Genomic DNA, 18,760 nt, shown 5'->3' with positions numbered 1-18,760 from the left:
TTGTGGTCAGAGGAAAATCACTCCTCGTCAGAGCCTTCCGCCCGCCAGTAGCCAACCGCCTTGATGAACTGTTCGTCGAGCCCATGCTCATCGATCAGCACCCGGCGGATCTGCCGCGAGACCTTGGTTTCGGTCGCCACCCAGGCATACAGATTGCCCTTGGGCACTTGCAGTTGCTTGACGGTAGTCAGCAGATTGTCCTTGCCGCCTTCGCGCAGCACCCAGATCACATTGAACTGCGCCGCGCTTTCCAGCACTTGCTGCTCGGCACCGTTTTCCACTTCGATCACCACCAGCGCCTTGCGATTCGCCGCGAGGTTTTCGAGGCGCCGGGCGATGGCGGGGAGGGCGGTTTCGTCGCCGATCAGCAGGTAGCTGTCGAAGATGTCCGGCACGATCATCGAACCGCGCGGCCCGCCGATATGCAGGAACTGCCCCGGTTGCGCCTGCTCCGCCCAGGTCGAGGCAGGGCCGTCGCCGTGCAGGACGAAATCGATGTCCAGCTCCATTTTTTCCAGGTCGTAACGACGCGGGGTGTAGTCGCGCATCTGCGGCAGCGGGCCGTTGTCCTTGCCGGCGCCGAGTTGCAGAGTTTCCAGCGCGGCGGCCTGTTCGGCATTCTGCGGGAACAGCAGTTTGACGTGATCGTCCGTCCCGAGGCTGATGAACCCGGCCAGTTCCGGCCCGCCAAGGGTGATGCAGCGCATGCGCGGGGTCAGGTCGGTGACGCGCAGCACTTCAAGTTTGCGCCGTTTGATTTCGTGCATCACGCGGTGAATGGTTTGAGTATCGACTGCAGTCATTCGGCTTTCTCCGAGGCAGGTTGAACGGCAGGGCCGTCGACGATGGCTTTGGCGGTGTCGTTGAGCAGGTCGCGCACCCGCAGGATTTCTTCGGCGCTCCAGCGGCCGTGGTGCAGCTGCAAGGCATGGCGCAGGTTATGCACCGCTTCGTGGATTTCCGCCGGACGATCATGGCCGCGCAGCGAGCGCTTGCTGACGTCGATGCGCATGCGTACGCCGTCGAGCGCCACCGCTTGTTCACTTAAAGACAGACGACCGGCGTCGGTGACGCTGTAACGCTTTTTGCCAGCCTCGGCATCACCGGCGATCAGATCGCTCTCTTCCAGAAAGGTCAGGGTCGGGTAGATCACCCCGGGGCTGGGGCTGTAAGCGCCGTCGAACATGCCTTCGATCTGCCGGATCAGGTCGTAGCCGTGGCAGGGCTGCTCGGCGATCAGCGCCAGCAACAGCAATTTCAGGTCACCGGGGGCGAAGACGCGCGGGCCACGGCCGCCGCGTTCGCGACCGGGGCGCTTCTCGAAGCCGTCGCGGCCATCGCCGTGCTCGCGGTGTGGGGAATGATGGTCTCTCATTTATGCTTTCTCTCTCTCGTCGTATTTAGATACAACTTAAGATATATCTTAAGGCCTGTGCAAGACGTTTTTGACCTCGCTTTGGCTTGGGCGGACGAGCGGTGAAGGCAAAAAATAGCCGGAAAACGCTTTTTCATGCAGAAATCAAAGCGGTGACCTTAAAGTTAAAGTTATCGCTCTAGTTGTAGTTGAGTATATATTCTAATTCCTCGCAAGTTGCCGCTTTAAAGCGGCTAAGTTGCTGTATGGTTTTTTGCCTGTAACTGTGTGTAGGGCGCAACTTACAGTGAATGTTGCAAGTATCTGTTTTTTGTTCTTTTTTCTGGCGGGGTGTGGGGTTGTTTAACTACGAGTTTGTCGGAAGTTGCCTGCTTACATTCCAGAGGCAACAGTCGATGATGCCCGCCATTGAAAGTTCAAGTTGCTCCGGCGGTCGATGAGCAAAAGCGTTTGTGAACTTTCAATGACACCCCCCTATATAAAGCAAACAGGTACTGAACGATGTTCAAGAAAATCGCAATCGCTGCTCCACTGGCTCTTCTGGCAATGTCCTCGACCGCCTTCGCTGCGGGCGAAGCGTCGCACTCCATCAGTCTGATCGCTCACGTGCCAACCAATGGTTTCTATGTCGTACCGACCGACCCGGATCTGGTCAACAAGGACCAGGACATGAGCTATCAGCCAAGCACCGGCAAAATGGCCGAAGTCAATGGTTTCTTCGATGTGCGCAATAACAATGGCTCGGTTCATGCCAGCCTCGAAAGCCAGCCGAAACTGGTTTCCGGCAGCAGTTCGATCGACCTGCAAGTAATGCTCAACAACAAGGAACTGACACTGACTCCGCAATTGGTCGTGGGTGAAGCCGAGTCTGACGTCAACTACCGCGCACCGCTGAAAATCTCCGCCAAGGGCAACAGCTTCCAGCCAGGTGATTACACCGGTTCCGTGGCGATGATCTTCGACGCCGTTCCGCCAGCACCTTGATCCCATGATCAGGCGCTAAGTGTTCTCGTTCATGCAGAACACTGACCAGTGGGGCGTACACCCGTGTCCGCCCCGCCGGATTTTCCTTCGTTAGAAAAAATCTGAGTACAAGTTCATGTTCCCGATGACCCCCATCGCGGCTGCGCTTGCGCTGTTGTTTTGTGCCAGCGCAGCCGTCGCATCCAACACCGCCGGTACCACACCACGCAGTCTGCTGGCGCAGGCAAAAGGTTTGCCCGCAGATTTCGAGGAGCATTTCTTCGATGTACCGCTGGCGGTGCGGGTCGAAGTCGATCAGCAGCCGCTGGGTGAGGCCATGGTGGTCTTGTCTCGCGATGATCGCATTACGCTTCTCGAATTCACCGACACCAGCGAAAACCGCTTCGGCCCTGCCGAGCGGGAAAAATGGGCGAGTTTTTTCAAGCCCGGCGTGCCTCTGGGGGCGTGCAGCGGCTCGTGCCCAGACCAGTTTCTGGCGGTGCATTACAACCTGGAGAACTCGCTGGTCTCGATCGCCACCGAAAACGCCGAACGCGACGTAGCGGCCAAGCGTTATTACGAACAGCCGAGCGGGGGCAGCAGCGGCCTGATGGTGCGCAACCAGCTCAATCTCAACGGTGGTCAGGATCAGGACCTGGGTGGACGTTTTGGCCTGGAAGCCAGTTCCAGCCTGGGCAACTGGAGCCAGACGCTCAACCTGCAAGTTGCCCGGCTCGGCGGCCCCGACGATAAGCTGTACCACGCCGTGCACGAGCTGCACACCCAGCGCGAACTGCAAGGCAGTTTCTTCCGCCTGGGCTATTTCACCCCCAATTCCGAAGGACTGACGCGTCAGCCGCGTACGTTTGGTACCAGCCCCGATACGGCAGTCGGTGTCATGTACGGCAGCTCCGACAGCCTCGCCATCAACAGCCCGATGCCCAGCGTTTACCCGATCTATGTAACGGCCAATCGTCAGGGGTCGGTGGAGATCTGGCGCGACGGTCTGCTGATCAATACGCAATCGGTGCCGGCCGGATTGCAGACGCTCGACACTCGACCTTTGCCCGGCGGCATCTATGAAGTGGAGGTGCGCCTGATCGAAGACGGCCAGATCACCTCGACGACTCAGGAGTTGGTGTACAAGCCCAACAACTGGCGCAACCTCGACGAGCGCTGGCGCTATAACCTGTTCGCCGGCGAAGAAAGCAAACTGCTGAGCAACTGGGACACGCAGTCGAGCGGCAGTCCCACCGCCGGCGCGGCGGTGAACTATCTGCTGCACCCGCGGGTGATTATCGGCGCTTCGGCGCGCCAGATCCGCGAAAAACTGCAGTACGGCACGTCGATTGACTGGACCCTGGCCAACCACCTCAGCCTGTACGCCAACGTCTACAAGACCGAGGACTACGGCACCGGTCTGGATCTGCAAAGCCTTTACAACTATGGCTCGGGCAGTCTGGTGATCAGCCACAACCGCAGCTGGCTCGACACCACCAACACCTATGACACATTGCCTGACGGCACTCGTATTCGTCCGCGTAACGTCTTCGTTGGCCAGACCAGCAATTCATCGCTGGCGCTCAACCACCGCGTGAGCAGCAAGAGTTCGCTCAACGCTCGGGTCTCGCACAGCGAAGGCAATGTCGAAGGTATGGGCGTCGATCTGGGCTGGACCCAGCGCACCGTGCTGTTGGGCAGCGATGCCAGTTGGCGCCTGTCGATTTTCGATCGGCCCGGCAGTTACAGCAGCGGCGATGCGCGCAACCGCGGCGTCGATCTGAGCATCAACCTGGCACTCGGCGCGCCTGGCCAGCAACTCACCGGCAGCATCGGTTCACGCACCGCTCGCGATGGCAAACGCGACAACAATGCCTCGCTCGGCTGGCGCAAGGAACTGAAGGATCACGTGCTGCAGAGCGTGTCGGTGACCGCGCTGACCGACACCTATGGCCTGGGTGTTTCCAGCCTGGCCAACTTCCGCACCGACTCGATCAACGGCGACGGCTTCATCCAGCGTTCGTCGTACAACGGCAATTTCACCGGCGGCCTAAACGTTGACAGCACCCTGGTGGTTGGCGGTGAGCAAATGCTCATGACCAGCCAGAGCGAAGTGCGCGGCGCCGGGATGATCGTTGATGTGGAGTCGGATATCGAGGACATCGTCCTGCGTGCCGACGATTACAGCGGCAGCGGCACGGCGTTGAAACCGGGGCGCAATTTCATTCCGATCACCGCCTACCAGAACAGCTCGGTGAGTTTCGATTTCGAAGGCAACGCCGTCCCGGCTGCCACCATCGAACCGGCGCGCACTCGCTATCACCTGAACAAGGGCGGGGTCGAGTACCGCAAGATTCGCGTGATGAAAACCCTGACCGTGCTCGGTCGCCTGGTCGATGGACGCGGGCAGCCCCTCAAGGGCCACCACGTGATCAACCATGCCAGCCGGGGCGTGACCGAAGTCGACGGCTTCTTCTCGATGGAAATGAATGCCGGCTCGCCGACCCTGGAAGTGCGTCAGGGCAACCAACTGCTGTGCCAGTTCCGCCTCAACGAGGCCGACCATCGCAGCGAAAACAACGTGTTGATGATCGGCGATCTGCGCTGCACGCCGGACACCCTGGCGGACGTTACCTCCACTGCACAGAAGGCGGGCTGATGATGAAGCTTTTAGCACAGGGTTGCGCACTGGCACTGGCGTTGGGGATATCCACCGCTCACGGCGCGAGTCAGGAAATTCGCGCAATGTTTCGCCCGGATCCCGCCCAGCCGACGAAAAACGTATTCGTCAACAAAACGCCGAACAGTGGTTACTGCGCGAATTACCCGAACCAGTGCGCGGAAAATGTCATGTTCAGCATTCGCGTGCCGGTGAATTTCAACGCCAGTCGTTTTCTCCTGCCTGGCGAGGGCATACCGGTGAAGGCACCTGCCAATTGGCGGCGGCTGACGGTGACCAATGCCGATACCCAGGAGGTGGAGACTGTCGAAATCCGCATTACCGGTATCGGATCCACCTATCGCCTGAGTCAACCGGCCAAAGAACTGACGGGGGCTGACGATGACCTCGAAGGACACCGTGCGCTGTGGACAACCAGCAGTTGGGTGAACGCCGCCGCGCCTTGCCTCTTCAGCGGAAATCTGCCCTACGGTCCCAGCCACTACGGTTTTTTCTGGAAAACACCGGTAGAAGCGCGCTGCACCAAATATACGGCGTTCATGATTCCGACCATATCGTTCGAAACTCTGGATTTTGCCTACGAGTTGCGTACGCCGAATCCGCTGAACATGTCTTCAGGTTTGTATACCGGTTCGATGGCCTACAGCATCGGACCCGCTGGCGACTTCGATTTCGGCTCGGTGCTGCGCCCGGACGATGCCAGCCTCAATCTCGACTTCGTACTCGACGTACAGCACACCCTGAAGATCGATCTTCCGCCTGGCGCCAACAACGTAACCCTGGAGCCGGCGGGCGGCTGGGCGTCCTGGCTGGACAGTGGGCGCAAACCGACGCAGGTTTTTCGCGATCAGCTGTTCTACATCTCAGCGTCGTCGCGCTTCAAGGTCATGATGCTGTGCAACTCTCCCGGAGGGAACACGTGCAGATTGGGCAGTGCTGAGGGCAACACCACAGATATCCAGGTCTGGATGTCGTTGCCTCCCGGCATCAGTGGTCCTGGCAGTCCCGGCCAGACGGTCACCCGTCATCGTTTGAACTTCAACACGTGGGCCGGTCCGTTCCAGCCAGGCCTGTATGTCGACCGCAAGCCCGGCACTCTGCATTTCGACATGACCCCATTCGCCATCGATTTTCTGCTCAGACCCGGCGTCGCCGACAGGCTGCGCGGCAACGTGACCGTTATATGGGATTCGGATGTATGAGCACGTCAGACAGGGCCTTTTCCAATCCAGTGGAGTTGAAACAATGAATCGCAGTTTGCTGCTGAGCCTGCTCAGCTTGTTTTGCCTGACGGCGCAGGCCGGGCCGCAGATCAATGTCGGCACGGTGTACGACTATCTCGATGCCGATAAAAGCACCTATCTCAAACGGGTCTTCAACAGCGGCGACGCCACGGCGTTCGTCAAGATCAATGTCCTGGAAATCGTTTACGGCACCGACGGTACGCCGCAGGAAATTCCGGTGGTGAACGCTGCCGATGGCGCCTCGCGAAACGGCCTGATGGCCAGCCCGGCACGGCTGATCGTGCCGGCGCAGGGCATGCAGGGCACGCGTCTGCTGTACATGGGCGCTCGCGATAAAGAGCGTTATTTTCGCGTGCGCTTCGTACCGGTGGTACCGGAAAAGGAAGACGACTTCGTGGTCAGCGGCGAAGAGCGCGACGAATACAGGAAATCACTCTCGGCGGGCGTCAACGTCATGACCGGGTTCGGCACGATCTTCTTCGTGCGGCCCAGGGATGCGCGTTTCGACACGGCAGTCAATGACACCGAGAACCGCTACGAACTGCGCAACAACGGCAACACCGTGGTCATCGTCGACGAGTTCAAAAGCTGCTCGCTGAGCAAGGAAAGCGACTGCGGGGCGACCACCAAACATCACGTTCTGGCTGGCAGGACGTTCGCCTTCGACAAGGAGAAGGGTCGCGAGTACCGCTTCTTCCTGATTGAAGGCAACGCCAAAAAGACCATGAAGATCGCCAGCCGCTAACACGGTTTTCCAATGACGCACCGGGTAACCAAAATGATCAAGCAATCTACCGCGCTCGTGCTGCTGGCCGCCGCCAGCCTGAGCGGCAGCGAGGCCTGGGGAGCGCGAGAAGAGCACACCTTCGAAGTGTCGCTGACCATTCCCAGCCGCCCGTTCTATGTGATTCCAGCAGAGCCGGACTGGATTCACCGGCCCCAGCAACTGTTCTGGGATTATCCGAAAGCCACGCTGGGCAGCCTGGAGAAGAATTTCGATGCACGCCATGACAGCAGCGCCATTGATGCCCGCCTGCTGCTTGATCCTTTTCTGGAAAACGGCAGGCCGGGAGAGATTATCCAATTGCGGGTCACGTTCAACAATGTGGAGTTGAGCTCTCACGTCCTTCCGCGACAAGTGCTCTCCCGGGAGGAGGCCGCCGCCGGCAAGCGCGTCGCGCTGAAGATCGAGCCGGTCGAGCCCGTAGGCGGATACCGTTCAGGGAACTATTACGGCAACGTACTGCTGATGTTCAGTGCCAGTACGCCAGGCGCTGAGTAATGAACATGACTGCAAAACCAATCAAACCGCTTTCAAGGCCTGCGATTTACGGGTTGGGCCTGACGCTTGCGTTGAGCATGGGGCAGGCGCAGGCGGTGAACCAGGAGATCCGCGCGCTGTTTCAACCCGACCCTGCGCAACCGAGCAAGAACGTGTTCGTGAACAAGACTCCGAATAGCGGTTATTGCGCGAGTTATCCCGGTCAATGTGCGGAAAACTCGGTGTTCAGTATTCAGTTGCCGGTTCGATTCGACTCAAAGTCCAGTCTCCCGCCTGGCTGGGGTGTGGGCATAAAGGTGCCGGCCAACTGGCGCCGATTGACCGTGACCAACGCCGAAACGATGGAGACCGAAACCGTAGAGGTGCGTATTACCGGCATCGGCTCCACGTATGTCCTGAGTCAGCCGGCACACGAGCTGGTTGGTGTGAGCGACGTGCTGCGTGGCCATCAATTGCTGTGGAGCGGCAGCAGTTGGGTGTACGCACCCTCGCCCTGCCGCTACAGCGGTGTCGGTTTCTTCTCGCCGAACAGTTACCGGTTTTTCTGGAAAACGCCTGTCGAAGCGCTGTGTACCAAGGCGACCACGGCCACCATTCCGTCGATGTATTTCGACACCCTCGACTTCGCTTACGAATTGCGCACGCCCAATCCCCTGGGTATGTCTTCGGGCCTGTATACCGGTTCATTGACCTACAGCATGGGGCCCAGTGGCGATTTCAGCTTCGGATCGCAATTTCAGCCGGACGATGATCGCGTCACGCTGGATTTCGTACTCGACGTACAGCACACCCTCAAAGTCGACATTCCGCCTGGCGGCAATCAGGTTGTGCTGCAACCCCAGGGTGGATGGCAGTCATGGCTGGACAGCGGTCGCAAGCCTGTGCGGCTGTTTCGCGATCAGACCTTCCTGATTTCCGCGTCGTCCAGATTCAGCATGAGTATCGAGTGTGAGCACGACCTTGGGTTTGGCTCCGGCTGCGGCATCGTCGACCGCGAGTCGGGTTACGCCGGCGCGGTAGACGTCAGTGTCAGTCTGCCCAGCGGCCTGACCGATAGTACCGGTCAACCGGTCAATCGGTACCCGCTCAAACGCCAGGCCAGTGCCGCGTTTCAACCGGGCATTTATCTGGATCGCAAGCCGGGAACGCTGCATTTCGAAGTAGGGCCGACGTCCACCAACTGGTTGATCATCAATGCCAAAGGCCGACCCTTCAGAGGCAATATCACGGTGATCTGGGATTCAGAGGTGGACTAGATGGATCAGACCGGCCAGCCTTCGAAGGCTGGTCGGTCGGATATGTGCGGTTTTACAGGCCGGCTCTGGCCATCGCTTCGCGGGTCAGGCGGCGTGACAGCTCGTTGCGCTTGTAGCCGATTCCGTTCAAAAGTTCCTGGTAACGTTGCTGGCTCATCGGGACTTCGTCGAACAGCCCGGGTTCATCGGCAATGTCCAGCTGATCGGCGAGTTTCTGCATCTTTGCGGCAAGTGTATGCGGATTGGCTTGCCCGTTCGGGTCAGCCCATTCGGCTTTGGCCTCGCGCAGCTCATCGAGCAGGCCTTCCATGGGCTCGAAAGTCCGATCATTGAGTTCGTAGAGTTCCGGGTACGTCTTGCGCAGGTGGTCAGCCCAAAAGTTGTCCGAGTCCAGATCGAGCATGGCGTTGACCAAGCCATCGCCTTGTTCACCCTGGATGATTCTTGCGTAACTCGCGTCGACCTTTTCCACGGTAACGCCGGAACGCGGGCGGTACAGCATCTGGTCCGTCTGCCATGGCAACTGCAGCCGTCCCGCCAGAGCAGTCTCGTACACCATGTGAACCTCGACTTCGTCGGGCGCCAGATTCTTCGGGTCGCTGGCGTTCAACGCCTCCTGGGTCTTGTATTCGAAAGCGGCTTCATCGGCCACTTTGTTCAGACGAGCCGCACCACGGGCCAGGCGTACGAGCCTGTCCTCCAGCATGGCCGGTGAGGTCGACTCCGTGTAGGCCTTTGAAACCAGCACTTTCATTCCCAGCGAGTTGAACAATTGCGCGCCCAGATCACCGCGGTCCTCGGGGGAGACGATCTGCTTGAACAGGGCCTCGCGCAATTTGGCGTCGACAGCGGCCGCGTCGACCATTTCCCAGACGCGCTGGGTCAGGCGCCGGCGTCCTTCATCCGTGTGGTAATCGGCGCTTTCGCGCTGTTTGCGGATCACGCTGAAAAAACCAGCGGAATCGGGCTCGGCCATCAGATCGTGCCACGACTCCTCGCGGTACCGGCTCAGTGAACCTGACGGGCTGAAGTCGATGGAATTTCGCGGAAATGTCTTCCAATGGAGGAGCTCGTCGCTGGCGGCCGGCAGGTAATCCTGTACGGCACTGAAACCTGCGGACTCACGGTATTTGCCGTAGCGAATGCGGTCGTCGGGCGTGAGCGATGACGGGTCCAGGCGTGACCGGCTCAGAATTAACTCCTGATCGGACTTGGCGGCGACTTCCGGCAACGTGTCGACGTTGGTTCCGCGCATGTCCAGCGTGAAGCTGCGCGGTCGTTGTTTCGGCGTGCTGCCAACTTCGAACAACCCTTCGGGCCAGGCCTTGAGACGGGTATCTCGCAGATGCAAGTTCGTCAAATGATCCATCCGGCTGACGTCAGGCGGTATTTGCAGGCGGTTGCCGTTCAGATTGAGGGTGCGCAGTCGGTCCAGCGCACCCAGGTCCTGGTGCGACTCGGTGGTCAGCCGGATAGCGTTGTCGGCCAGATCGAGTTGTTCCATTTGTCGCATCAGCCCAAGAATCGAAGGCAGCTCCTTGAGCTCGCATTGGCGCGCACTCAACTGGCGCAAATTGGGGAAGGTGCTAAGCAGGATGCTGGGGTCTGGCGGCAGCCTTGCCCGATCGATTTTCAGTGCGGTAATGCGATCGAAATAGGGCTTCATTTTTGGACGTCTGCGCAGGTCATTCCACCAGTTTTCCAGCTTGTGATTTTGAAGGTCGGACGACAGATCCAGGGTGTAGCCCTGGTCGGGGTGGACGCTGCGCTCACCGAAAATCTCGCTGTTTCGATCAAAACATTCGGTCAACCGATCCAGAATAAACTGCCCACCTTCGCGCTGGAATTCTATTGACAGATGAGGGTGCCCTGTTTCGCCGTCGCGTTCGCTGTAGCCGTCACGCCAGTTACGCAGCTCGCTCTGTAATTGGTTGCGTTCGCTTTCGAGTTGGTCGATAGCTTCCAGGTGTTTGCCTCGGCGCGTGAGTGTTTCGACAAACGCAGTGACCTCCCTCTCGTTCATCAACGGGTAGAGTTCACTGATTCGTTGCTCCGGTGTCGGGCTACCAAGGAAACGTGGCCAGCCACGCACCAGTCGTTCGGTTTCATGGGGTATTACCGGGCGGATGGGCGGCTCGGCCAGCGCGATACGCCGTTCGCTCGGCAGTGCGCAACGGTCCATGATCCATAGCTTGAAGCCCTCGCCCTGGCCGCGCCGAAGTTCGATGCTCGCCAGGGCTTCGTCCGGCAGCGCCTGCAGCAGCGATTCGTAGAAATCAGCGTTGGCGTGGACGCTGCGGCCGTCAACGTCGAGTACTTCGTAGCGGCCCTTCTCATCGCGGATCAGGCGCCGCACGTTTGTCGCGTCTTGCGGTCCGGCACTGCAGCGCAGTGGTCCTTCAGGGCTGCCGTCACGCACCTCGATATGCAGATCGGCAAAACTGTCGCTATTGATTTTCAAGGTGTTGAGTGCCAAGCGTTCGCTTTGCGCCGTCGTCGGCCCGTCGCCATAAAAGCCCTCATAAGCGCGGCTGGTCGAGGCCTCGAAATCCAGTTCACGGGCCTCGGTTTTCAAGCGCAGCGGCAAGCGGTGCTCCTCACGGATTGTCTGCAGCTCGGCAGGACGGGCACGGGCCACGACTTTTTCTGCCAGCGGCAGCGGCAGTTCGGGAAACACCTGTTTGACCGTGCGCAGCTCATCGCTCGTGCCGCGCTCGCCCGCCTGATAAACATGCCGGGCTACGTCGTTGCGGCGTTTTTTGACCGCGTCCGCGAGTTGATTGCGCAACGCTGGCACGCGTTGTTCCGGGGTGAGCATTGGCCCCAGCAGACTGTTCAGTTCCTCCTCGCGTAGAAAAGCCGTGACCCGTTCCGGCAACTCGCCGGCGTTGAGGTCGGCGAGGCTGATGCGCAGGGTGTCGCTCTGCTGGGCAAGCGGGTTGCCGTATTTGCGCGAGTAACCGGTCAGCTCCTGGTTGGCGAATACTTCCAGTGCGCGCGCCGGTGGCCAGCCCGGCAGGCTGGTCAGTATCGGCTCCAGCCACACCGAGTCGGCGTCAATTGCCTGACCGTTGCGTATGCTCGCTGTGGCGTTTCGCACCTGCTCTCGAGCGCTGAAGCGTTTGACCGTATCGGCCAGCAGTGGCGGTGGCGGATTGTTGTCCAGATGCATGCGCCGCAGTTCGCCGTGGGAGGTGCCGCTGGTGCGCTGAATCTGTTCCAGTTGCGTCGGCGTGAAATTGTCGACGCTGTGACCCAGGCGGGGCATCAGTCTGGCGTCCGGCCAGTCCAGTGGGTTCTCCGCTTCGTGCACCCACGCGCCATGACCATTGTGTTCGACCTGCGGCTGATAAGCATTGGCACGGCGCGGGTGCTGGATGCGGTGCGTGTTGACAGCCGGGTCGGTCGACGCCTTGTCAACGACATACAGCTTGCCTTCCAGCGGCAGGACCTTTCCGCTCGGGTGCTGATGCAGGCCGTGTCGATCGGGTCTGGATTGCGGCTCCAGGGCCAGGTCGTTGCGCGCATACGGGCTCAGATCGCGATGCCACAGGCTCGGTCTGCCATCCGGCAACTCGACCGGCCGCATGCCTTCGACCAGCGGCGACAGCTTGATTTTGAAGGCGCTGCCGATTTGCCCTGCGGCGCCGAACGCAGCCAGTTCGATGACGCTGGTGACCACGCCAATGACATGGTCCGCCGCTTCCTGCCACAGGCCTTCGGCGAGATCGACAACGCCCTCGATGACTTCGGTGGTCAATTGATAAGCGGTGTAGGCCATCATCAACTCGCCAAGCCCGGGCACGAACGGGGTGGCGATCAACAGCGCAACATTGAAGACGTCCGAGACGATTTTCTTGAAATTTTCCCACCATTCCCAGCGCGCCTTGCTGTCGGCCGCCGCCGTGGACACGGCAACTTCCCTGGCGTCATTGAGGATTTTGTTGAGCTTTTGCTCGTACGCATGGCGCCAGTAATTGCCTCGCACCGGCAGATGATTGAATTGCAGCCTCGGCTTGGCAACAGGCGTTTTGCGCCAGGGTGGGCGCTGATCGTTCGGGTCCGTTCGCGGGTGATAGCTGATAGTGAACAGGCGTTGCTCGAGCAACGCAAAGAAATGCCCGCGCTGCTGTTGGTCGACGAACTGGCTGAAGAATTGCCGGTAGGTCTGCCGGGTTGCCTGACTGTAGCGGTCTTCACGCAATTGGCGGGTCAACTCGTCCCTGAAGGCACCCAGCGAGTCGTAGTCCTTGAGCGGATGATCAGGGTCATGCGGAACGTAGACGATAAGCCTTCGCTGACCCTGGGAGGCACGAGCGCCGTGCACCATCAACAGTACGCCGGTCAATGGCGTTTCGAGCATGGACAGGTCGCAGCAGCGAATCGGGATACCATCGAGCAACGCCCGCGAATCGCCATCGATCAGCTTTAGAATCATCTCGTAAGCATCGTACTGAATGTCCTGCCTGAGCATGGCCATCAGCGCGGCAGCGGCGAGGGCATCTTTTTGGGCGGCCATCACCCGTGCTTGCAGAACACCTTGCGCGAGCGGCTCGGTGGGCAACAGCAATTGCTCGAGATGGGTTTTGTACTGTCCACCGAGGTCCAGATCGCGGCATAACGTCTGGAACCGGGCGATGGACATCTTGTTGGCGATGGGCAGCACATCGAAAAGTCCTCGGGCATCGGGTTTGCTGATATACGCCGAACCCTGTTCGACTTGTTCATGGCTGGCAAAATTGTGCAGGGCAGCATCCAGCAACGACACGGTCCGACCAGTGGTGCCTTCGGAAATATTGATCGTGTACCAGGGCAGCTTTTTTGATTGATACAGAAGAAGGTACGTATTGCGCACATCCGGCTCGATGCCGTGGCGTTGTTTGATCAGCGCTTTCAACAACGGCTCGGCAAATGCGTAGAGGTCGGTTTTCGCCAGTGCATGATCGACGCTGTTCTGTGATGTCCAGGCCTTGAGGTTGGCGGCAGCAAGCTTCTCCATCGAGCCTGCGCCCACGTTCGTGTACCAGGGCTCGACGTTAAGAGGTGTTGCCGCCAGGGCTTGGCCCCGACTGACGGTGGCGTTTTTGAACGGTTCGCTGACGGCAGATTTGATGAACTCGTAGTGTTGCCCTTTGTCCGTTGGTTCGGCGGGCAGGGAAGCAGTAGGCATGGCCAATCATCCTTGATTGTTGGGGAGTATTCAGCCTACTGCCGCATGAGCAAAACAAAAGTTCAAAGATCGGGAGCTATCGCCGCAGTTGACGTCGGATCCGACCAAAAATCGAATGGAAAAAATACATCAGTACCACCCGGCGCTGATGGAAAACGGCATCCTGAGCCGTACGCCGCCTGAAATGATTGGTTACTTGAGCTCGGGCATCGCGTTCTCGGCCATGGCCACGCTGGCGGTTTGCACCGGTCGGCACTGCGAATCGCTGCCCGGTTGCAGATACGGCGTGAGAATCGGCGCCATGCCCTTGAGCACTTGTGTGGGCAGGGCCGAGGTGAACTTGAAGTTCTCCGCCGAGCGCCCGGGCACGAACGCGGTGAGGGTGCCGAAATGGTGATCGCCGATGTAGAACACAAATGTCGCCGTGCGGTTGATCGACTTCGAACTGATGATCCGCCCGCCGGAACCGATCGCCGCGATGCGGTTGTCGCCGGTGCCGGTTTTGCCGCCCATGGCCAGCGGTATGCCGTCGGGCAATTTGAAACTGCCCGACACACGTTTGGCGGTACCGGCATCGACCACTTGCGACAACGCCTCGCGCATGGCTCGCGCGACTTCCACCGGCATTACCCGTTTGCCGACATGCGGATCGTTGACCACTTTGGTTTCGTAAGGGGTGCCGGCGGCGAAATGCAGGCTGTCGATGCGCAGCGTCGGCATGCGCACGCCGTCATTGAGGATGGTGCCGATCAGTTCGGCAAGCGCGGCGGGGCGGTCACCTGAGCTGCCGATGGCGGTGGCCAGTGACGGCACCAGGTGATCGAACGGGTACCCGACTTTCTGCCAGCGCTGATGAATGTCGAGGAAGGCTTCGATCTCGAGCATGGTACGAATGCGGCTGTCGCGCGCGCCTTTGTGCCGGCTCTTGAACAGCCAGCTGTAGACTTCCTGGCGCTCGAAATGGCTGGCCTTGACGATCTCGCTGAAGGTCGCTTCCGGGTGATGCAGCAGATAACCCATCATCCACAAGTCCAGCGGATGCACCTTGGCGATGAAGCCCTGGTCGGGCAAATCGTAACTGCCGGGGCCATAGGAATCGTAGAGGCGGATCAAACGGTCGTCTGTGAGTTTTTCGTTGAGTTTGGTGCCCTTGAGGTGCGAGCGCACGAAGCGGTTGAAGTCTTCCTGGCTTGCCTCGGGCAACAGATAGCGATGCACGGCGGCCATGCGAATAGGCGTCGGGCGCATGCTGTCGAGGAAGGTATCGAGACGCGCCTGGGTATCCTTGTTGCGGTACTTCTTCCAGAACTTGAGCAGGAACGAGGTGCCTTCGCGGTCAGCGAAACTGGCCAGATACTCCTGACGGCGCGGATCGCGATCATCCTTGAGCAATTCGGCGTTGGGGCCTGAGTAGGTGGTGTAGCGGACGATGTCGCGCATCAGCCGAATGAACGGCAGGTTGATCGACTCGCGCAACGAATCGCGCAGGGTCGGCAGGCGACCGTTGTCCTCTTTGCGAAAGTTGTGAAAGGTATGCAGCCCACCGCCAGTAAAAAACGCCTCGCCGGGGCTCGCCGAGTATTTGCGATCCAGCGCCGCGCCAAGCAGCTTCGACAGGTCGTGATCCTTGTTCTGGATCAGGTAGTCGATGACCCAGCGGCTGAGGCGATCCTGATCCGGCACTTCGACTTTTTTCAGTTCCGGTCCGCTCATCGCGCCGTATTTGTCGTGCAGCTCGGCGACGATTTGCAGGTACGTGGTCAGCACACGCATTTTCGCCGTCGAGCCGAGTTCAAGCTTGCTGCCTTCGTTGATGTCGAACGGCTGGTCGGTGCTGTCGGTCTGCACGCGTACGCGCGAGCCGTCCGGGGTCAGTTCGAACAGGGTGAAGCTGTAGCGTACTTGCGTGGTGCTGGTCGGCGTCAGCAGGCGTTCACCGAGCAGGCCGATTTCAGCGGCGTAGGCCGGGTCGGCGAGTTTTTTCAGATAAGCCGTGGCCTGCGTTTGCAGATCGCCCTGCAGGGTGCTGGTGGCCGACAGGTCGAGGCGATCGAGGTCGTACAGCGGGCGATTGAGCATGCTCGCCAGACGACTGCGGGCGACACTGATGCCTTTGTTGGTTTCGATCGGCTGCATGGTCGGTTGGGTCTGCCAGTCGCGATACGTCACGGTGCTCGCCAGCGCAGCGTCGGCGAGGGCGCTGTCGATCACGCCATTCTGCTTGAGCAGGCGCAGATGGCTGTCGGTAAGGTTGGCCAGTTCCTCGCGGCCCTTGGTCAGGTAATGCGAAGGGCGGCGCTGGGCGATCATCAGCGAGAGCATTTCGCGCAAGGCCAGGCCTTTGGCGGCCATGGTCTGCGGGTCGGTCTTCGCGCTGTTCAGTTGCTCGTTGGCCTTGTTGAAATCGCTGCCGTACCAGACCCGCAAACCTTCGGCCATGCCGTGCACTTCACCGTGGCCAGGTACCGCCGAGAGCGGCACGCTGTTGAGATAGTCACGCACGATGTTCTGCCGCGAACCTAGAGTCTCTGGGCCATCCTGGTAGGCGCGCACGCTGGCGGAAATCATCTGGCGGATCTTCTCCGCGCCGGACACGGTCAGGCCATCGGGCGAGTGGCGATACTTTTCCAGTTGCGTCGCCAGGGTGCTGCCGCCGGCCGATTGCCCGGGCAGGCGCAGCAGCTTGGCCACTTGCGACCATGCCGCCATACCGAAGCGCGGCCAGTCCACCGCCGGGTTGGCCAGCGGTTGTTTCGGGTCGAGGAGAAAGCGGTTTTCGATGAACAGCAGGCTGCTGACCACCACCGGCGGAATCGCCGCGAAGTCGGCATACAGTTGCTGCGGATAGTTGTATCGGTACAGCGGAGCGCCTCGGCAATCGGTGATCGACAGCCCGGCCTGGATCTTCTCCGAATAGGGCACGAACAGGCCCTTATCGGTGTAACCGAGCAGGGCGGGGGAGAAGCGCGTCTGCTCGGTAATCACATAATTGCGCTTGAGCAGGCGCGGCAGGAATTCATCGAGCGAGCTGTAACCCAGGCGCAGATCGAACGGGCCGTTGCCCGGATAACGAATCGCTTCACTGGGGCCGGGTTCAAGCTTGTAGGTCAGCGAAGCGGCGTACTGGCTCAGCTCCCGGGCCTGGAAGCGCGAGGTGCGCATTTCCTTGGACGCGGCGAGTCCCACCACCACCGCAATGATCAAGAACAGCAACCAGAAAGCCTTCCACCCGTGCCGCTGGCGACGGGGTTTTTCAGGGACAGGCGCTTCATTCACACTTTCAGTCTGAACCACGGTTTTACTCGAATCGGTTTGCCACAAAGCGCCCATAGTCGACTGATCCATTCACGCAGATTGATCGGACTTGTCTGAAGCTTAGACGGTGGTTGGAGCCGGTGAAAAAAATGTGAAGAGCGGAGGATGCGGATTGCCTGAATAAAACTGGAACACACCCTGTGGCGAGGGGATTCATCCCCGTTGGGCTGCGAAGCGGCCCCAAAAGCTGCTGGCACGGTTATGCAGGTACACCGCGTGTAAGCAAGTTGCGCCTGCTGCGCAGTCGAGCGGGGATAAATCCCCTCGCCACAGAGAGGCTGTTTATATCCCAGGATGTTGTCTGTGTGAGGAAAGGATTCAGGTGGCTAGCAGATTTATCAGTCATGCGGAAATTCCCCGTGGCGAGGGGATTTATCCCCGCTGGGCTGCAAAGCAGCCCCAAAAGCCGCCAGCACGGTTTACGCAGGCACACCGCGTGTCAGCAAGTTGCGCCTGCTGCGCAGCCGAGCGGGGATAAATCCCCTCGCCACAAAGAGGCTGTTCACATCGGGGCATGTTGTCTGTGTGAGGAAAGGATTCAGGTGGCTAGCAGATTTATCAGTCATGCAGGGATTCCCTGTGGCGAGGGGATTCATCCCCGTTGGGCTGCGAAGCGGCCCCAAAACCGGCCAACACGGTTTATGCAGGCCCACCGCGTGTCAGCGAGTTGCGACTGCTGCGCAGCCGAGCGGGGATAAATCCCCTCGCCACAAAGAGGCTGTTCACATCGGGGCATGTTGTCTGTGTGAGGAAAGGATTCAGGTGGCTAGCAGATTTATCAGTCATGCAGGGATTCCCTGTGGCGAGGGGATTCATCCCCGTTGGGCTGCGAAGCGGCCCCAACACCTGCCGGCAAGGTTTCTACAGGTACACCGCGTGTCAGCGAGTTGCGACTGCTTCGCAGCCGAGCGGGGATGAATCCCCTCGCCACAATAGATCCACTTATTTCAGAAAGCTGGTGCGCTCAGAGCCAGTAGGCATCCCAGAGCGGATAGTCACCGAGGTTATCGACCAGCCCGGCTCGCAGGGGATTATTGATGATATAGCGGGCGATGGGCTCCAGGTCCTCGCCGTCACGGATCGCACGGTCGTGGTAGCCGGTTTGCCACAGCGGTCCGTGACGTCCGGTTTTTCTGTTCACCGCATGCGTACAGCGGGCCTTTACACCACCAATGACTTCGCCAAGTGAGCCGCGTTGCAATTGCATCAGCCAATGAAAGTGGTCAGGCATGACAACCCAGGCGATGGATTGCGCGACTCCTTGCTCATGAGCCCGGCGCAGTTCGGCAACCAATAATCGGCCTGTCTGCCAATCTGCAAATACGGGCTGGCGTTCGTGGATGACAGAGGTGATGAAGTAGGCACGACCGTTTTCCGAGAAGCGATTTTGGCGCAGACGGTGGGAATTGGGACGGACTGGCATGTGAGCTTCCTTGCTTGTTCATGGCTTCTTCAAAGGTTAGTGGCTGCCTGTC

Annotated in this window: 11 protein-coding genes; 6 read left to right on the top strand and 5 right to left on the bottom strand. The window is 59.6% G+C overall.

The genetic code is table 11. The features are described 5' to 3' along the window. Positions 1-17 precede the first annotated feature (17 nt). Together ND528_RS21800 and ND528_RS21795 are read right to left on the bottom strand one after the other, a co-directional pair. The gene (locus ND528_RS21800; protein ID WP_263471221.1) at positions 18-803 is read right to left on the bottom strand and encodes a siderophore-interacting protein; all 786 of its coding nucleotides are present in this window, start codon (positions 801-803) and stop codon (positions 18-20) included. Further along, positions 800-1,375 (bottom strand): PadR family transcriptional regulator, encoded by a 576-nt coding sequence (locus ND528_RS21795; protein ID WP_130909644.1) that lies wholly within the window; start codon positions 1,373-1,375, stop codon positions 800-802. Before ND528_RS21795 ends, ND528_RS21800 begins: the two co-directional genes overlap by 4 nt. A gap of 501 nt (positions 1,376-1,876) precedes the next feature. Between ND528_RS21795 and ND528_RS21790 the strand changes: the two genes are divergently transcribed. The 6 genes from ND528_RS21790 to ND528_RS21765 all read left to right on the top strand — a co-directional run bounded on the left by ND528_RS21790 (position 1,877) and on the right by ND528_RS21765 (position 8,800). Continuing rightward, the gene (locus ND528_RS21790) at positions 1,877-2,359 is read left to right on the top strand and encodes a CS1 type fimbrial major subunit (RefSeq protein WP_130909645.1); all 483 of its coding nucleotides are present in this window, start codon (positions 1,877-1,879) and stop codon (positions 2,357-2,359) included. Positions 2,360-2,474: 115 nt separating this feature from the next. Next, entirely contained in the window at positions 2,475-4,997 is a 2,523-nt protein-coding gene (locus ND528_RS21785; RefSeq protein WP_130909646.1) for a CS1-pili formation C-terminal domain-containing protein, read from the top strand. A 2-nt stretch (positions 4,998-4,999) separates the two neighbouring features. Next, positions 5,000-6,220, top strand: coding sequence for a hypothetical protein (locus ND528_RS21780; protein WP_137214082.1), 1,221 nt, complete (start codon positions 5,000-5,002; stop codon positions 6,218-6,220). Positions 6,221-6,263: 43 nt separating this feature from the next. Beyond that, positions 6,264-7,007, top strand: a complete 744-nt coding sequence (locus ND528_RS21775) for a molecular chaperone (protein WP_263471219.1) — start codon at positions 6,264-6,266, stop codon at positions 7,005-7,007. A 33-nt stretch (positions 7,008-7,040) separates the two neighbouring features. After that, a complete protein-coding gene (locus tag ND528_RS21770; protein ID WP_178083615.1) occupies positions 7,041-7,544 on the top strand; it encodes a CS1 type fimbrial major subunit in 504 nt (167 codons plus the stop codon). Between the two features lie 5 nt (positions 7,545-7,549). Continuing rightward, entirely contained in the window at positions 7,550-8,800 is a 1,251-nt protein-coding gene (locus ND528_RS21765) for a hypothetical protein (protein ID WP_408005058.1), read from the top strand. Between the two features lie 52 nt (positions 8,801-8,852). On the opposite strand, the gene ND528_RS21760 is transcribed toward ND528_RS21765, so the two are convergent. The 3 genes from ND528_RS21760 to ND528_RS21750 all read right to left on the bottom strand — a co-directional run bounded on the left by ND528_RS21760 (position 8,853) and on the right by ND528_RS21750 (position 18,708). Further along, positions 8,853-13,970, bottom strand: a complete 5,118-nt coding sequence (locus ND528_RS21760) for a dermonecrotic toxin domain-containing protein (protein ID WP_263471218.1) — start codon at positions 13,968-13,970, stop codon at positions 8,853-8,855. 192 nt (positions 13,971-14,162) lie between these two features. Beyond that, positions 14,163-17,300 (bottom strand): biosynthetic peptidoglycan transglycosylase, encoded by a 3,138-nt coding sequence (locus ND528_RS21755; RefSeq protein WP_263471217.1) that lies wholly within the window; start codon positions 17,298-17,300, stop codon positions 14,163-14,165. A gap of 949 nt (positions 17,301-18,249) precedes the next feature. After that, complete coding sequence (locus tag ND528_RS21750) at positions 18,250-18,708, bottom strand: REP-associated tyrosine transposase (protein WP_130911184.1); 459 nt, start codon at positions 18,706-18,708, stop codon at positions 18,250-18,252. Positions 18,709-18,760: the final 52 nt, after the last annotated feature.

Origin of the sequence: Pseudomonas mercuritolerans (genome assembly GCF_025706525.1) — a bacterium.
Taxonomy (GTDB): Bacteria; Pseudomonadota; Gammaproteobacteria; order Pseudomonadales; family Pseudomonadaceae; genus Aquipseudomonas; species Aquipseudomonas mercuritolerans.
This window is presented reverse-complemented; position numbering and strand designations above follow the sequence as displayed.

Coding starts and splice junctions, on each gene's coding strand:
- ND528_RS21800 (WP_263471221.1), bottom strand. CDS start 803: ATGACTGCAGTCGATACTCAAACCATTCACCGCGTGATGCACGAAATC.
- ND528_RS21795 (WP_130909644.1), bottom strand. CDS start 1,375: ATGAGAGACCATCATTCCCCACACCGCGAGCACGGCGATGGCCGCGAC.
- ND528_RS21790 (WP_130909645.1), top strand. CDS start 1,877: ATGTTCAAGAAAATCGCAATCGCTGCTCCACTGGCTCTTCTGGCAATG.
- ND528_RS21785 (WP_130909646.1), top strand. CDS start 2,475: ATGTTCCCGATGACCCCCATCGCGGCTGCGCTTGCGCTGTTGTTTTGT.
- ND528_RS21780 (WP_137214082.1), top strand. CDS start 5,000: ATGAAGCTTTTAGCACAGGGTTGCGCACTGGCACTGGCGTTGGGGATA.
- ND528_RS21775 (WP_263471219.1), top strand. CDS start 6,264: ATGAATCGCAGTTTGCTGCTGAGCCTGCTCAGCTTGTTTTGCCTGACG.
- ND528_RS21770 (WP_178083615.1), top strand. CDS start 7,041: ATGATCAAGCAATCTACCGCGCTCGTGCTGCTGGCCGCCGCCAGCCTG.
- ND528_RS21765 (WP_408005058.1), top strand. CDS start 7,550: ATGACTGCAAAACCAATCAAACCGCTTTCAAGGCCTGCGATTTACGGG.
- ND528_RS21760 (WP_263471218.1), bottom strand. CDS start 13,970: ATGCCTACTGCTTCCCTGCCCGCCGAACCAACGGACAAAGGGCAACAC.
- ND528_RS21755 (WP_263471217.1), bottom strand. CDS start 17,300: ATGGGCGCTTTGTGGCAAACCGATTCGAGTAAAACCGTGGTTCAGACT.
- ND528_RS21750 (WP_130911184.1), bottom strand. CDS start 18,708: ATGCCAGTCCGTCCCAATTCCCACCGTCTGCGCCAAAATCGCTTCTCG.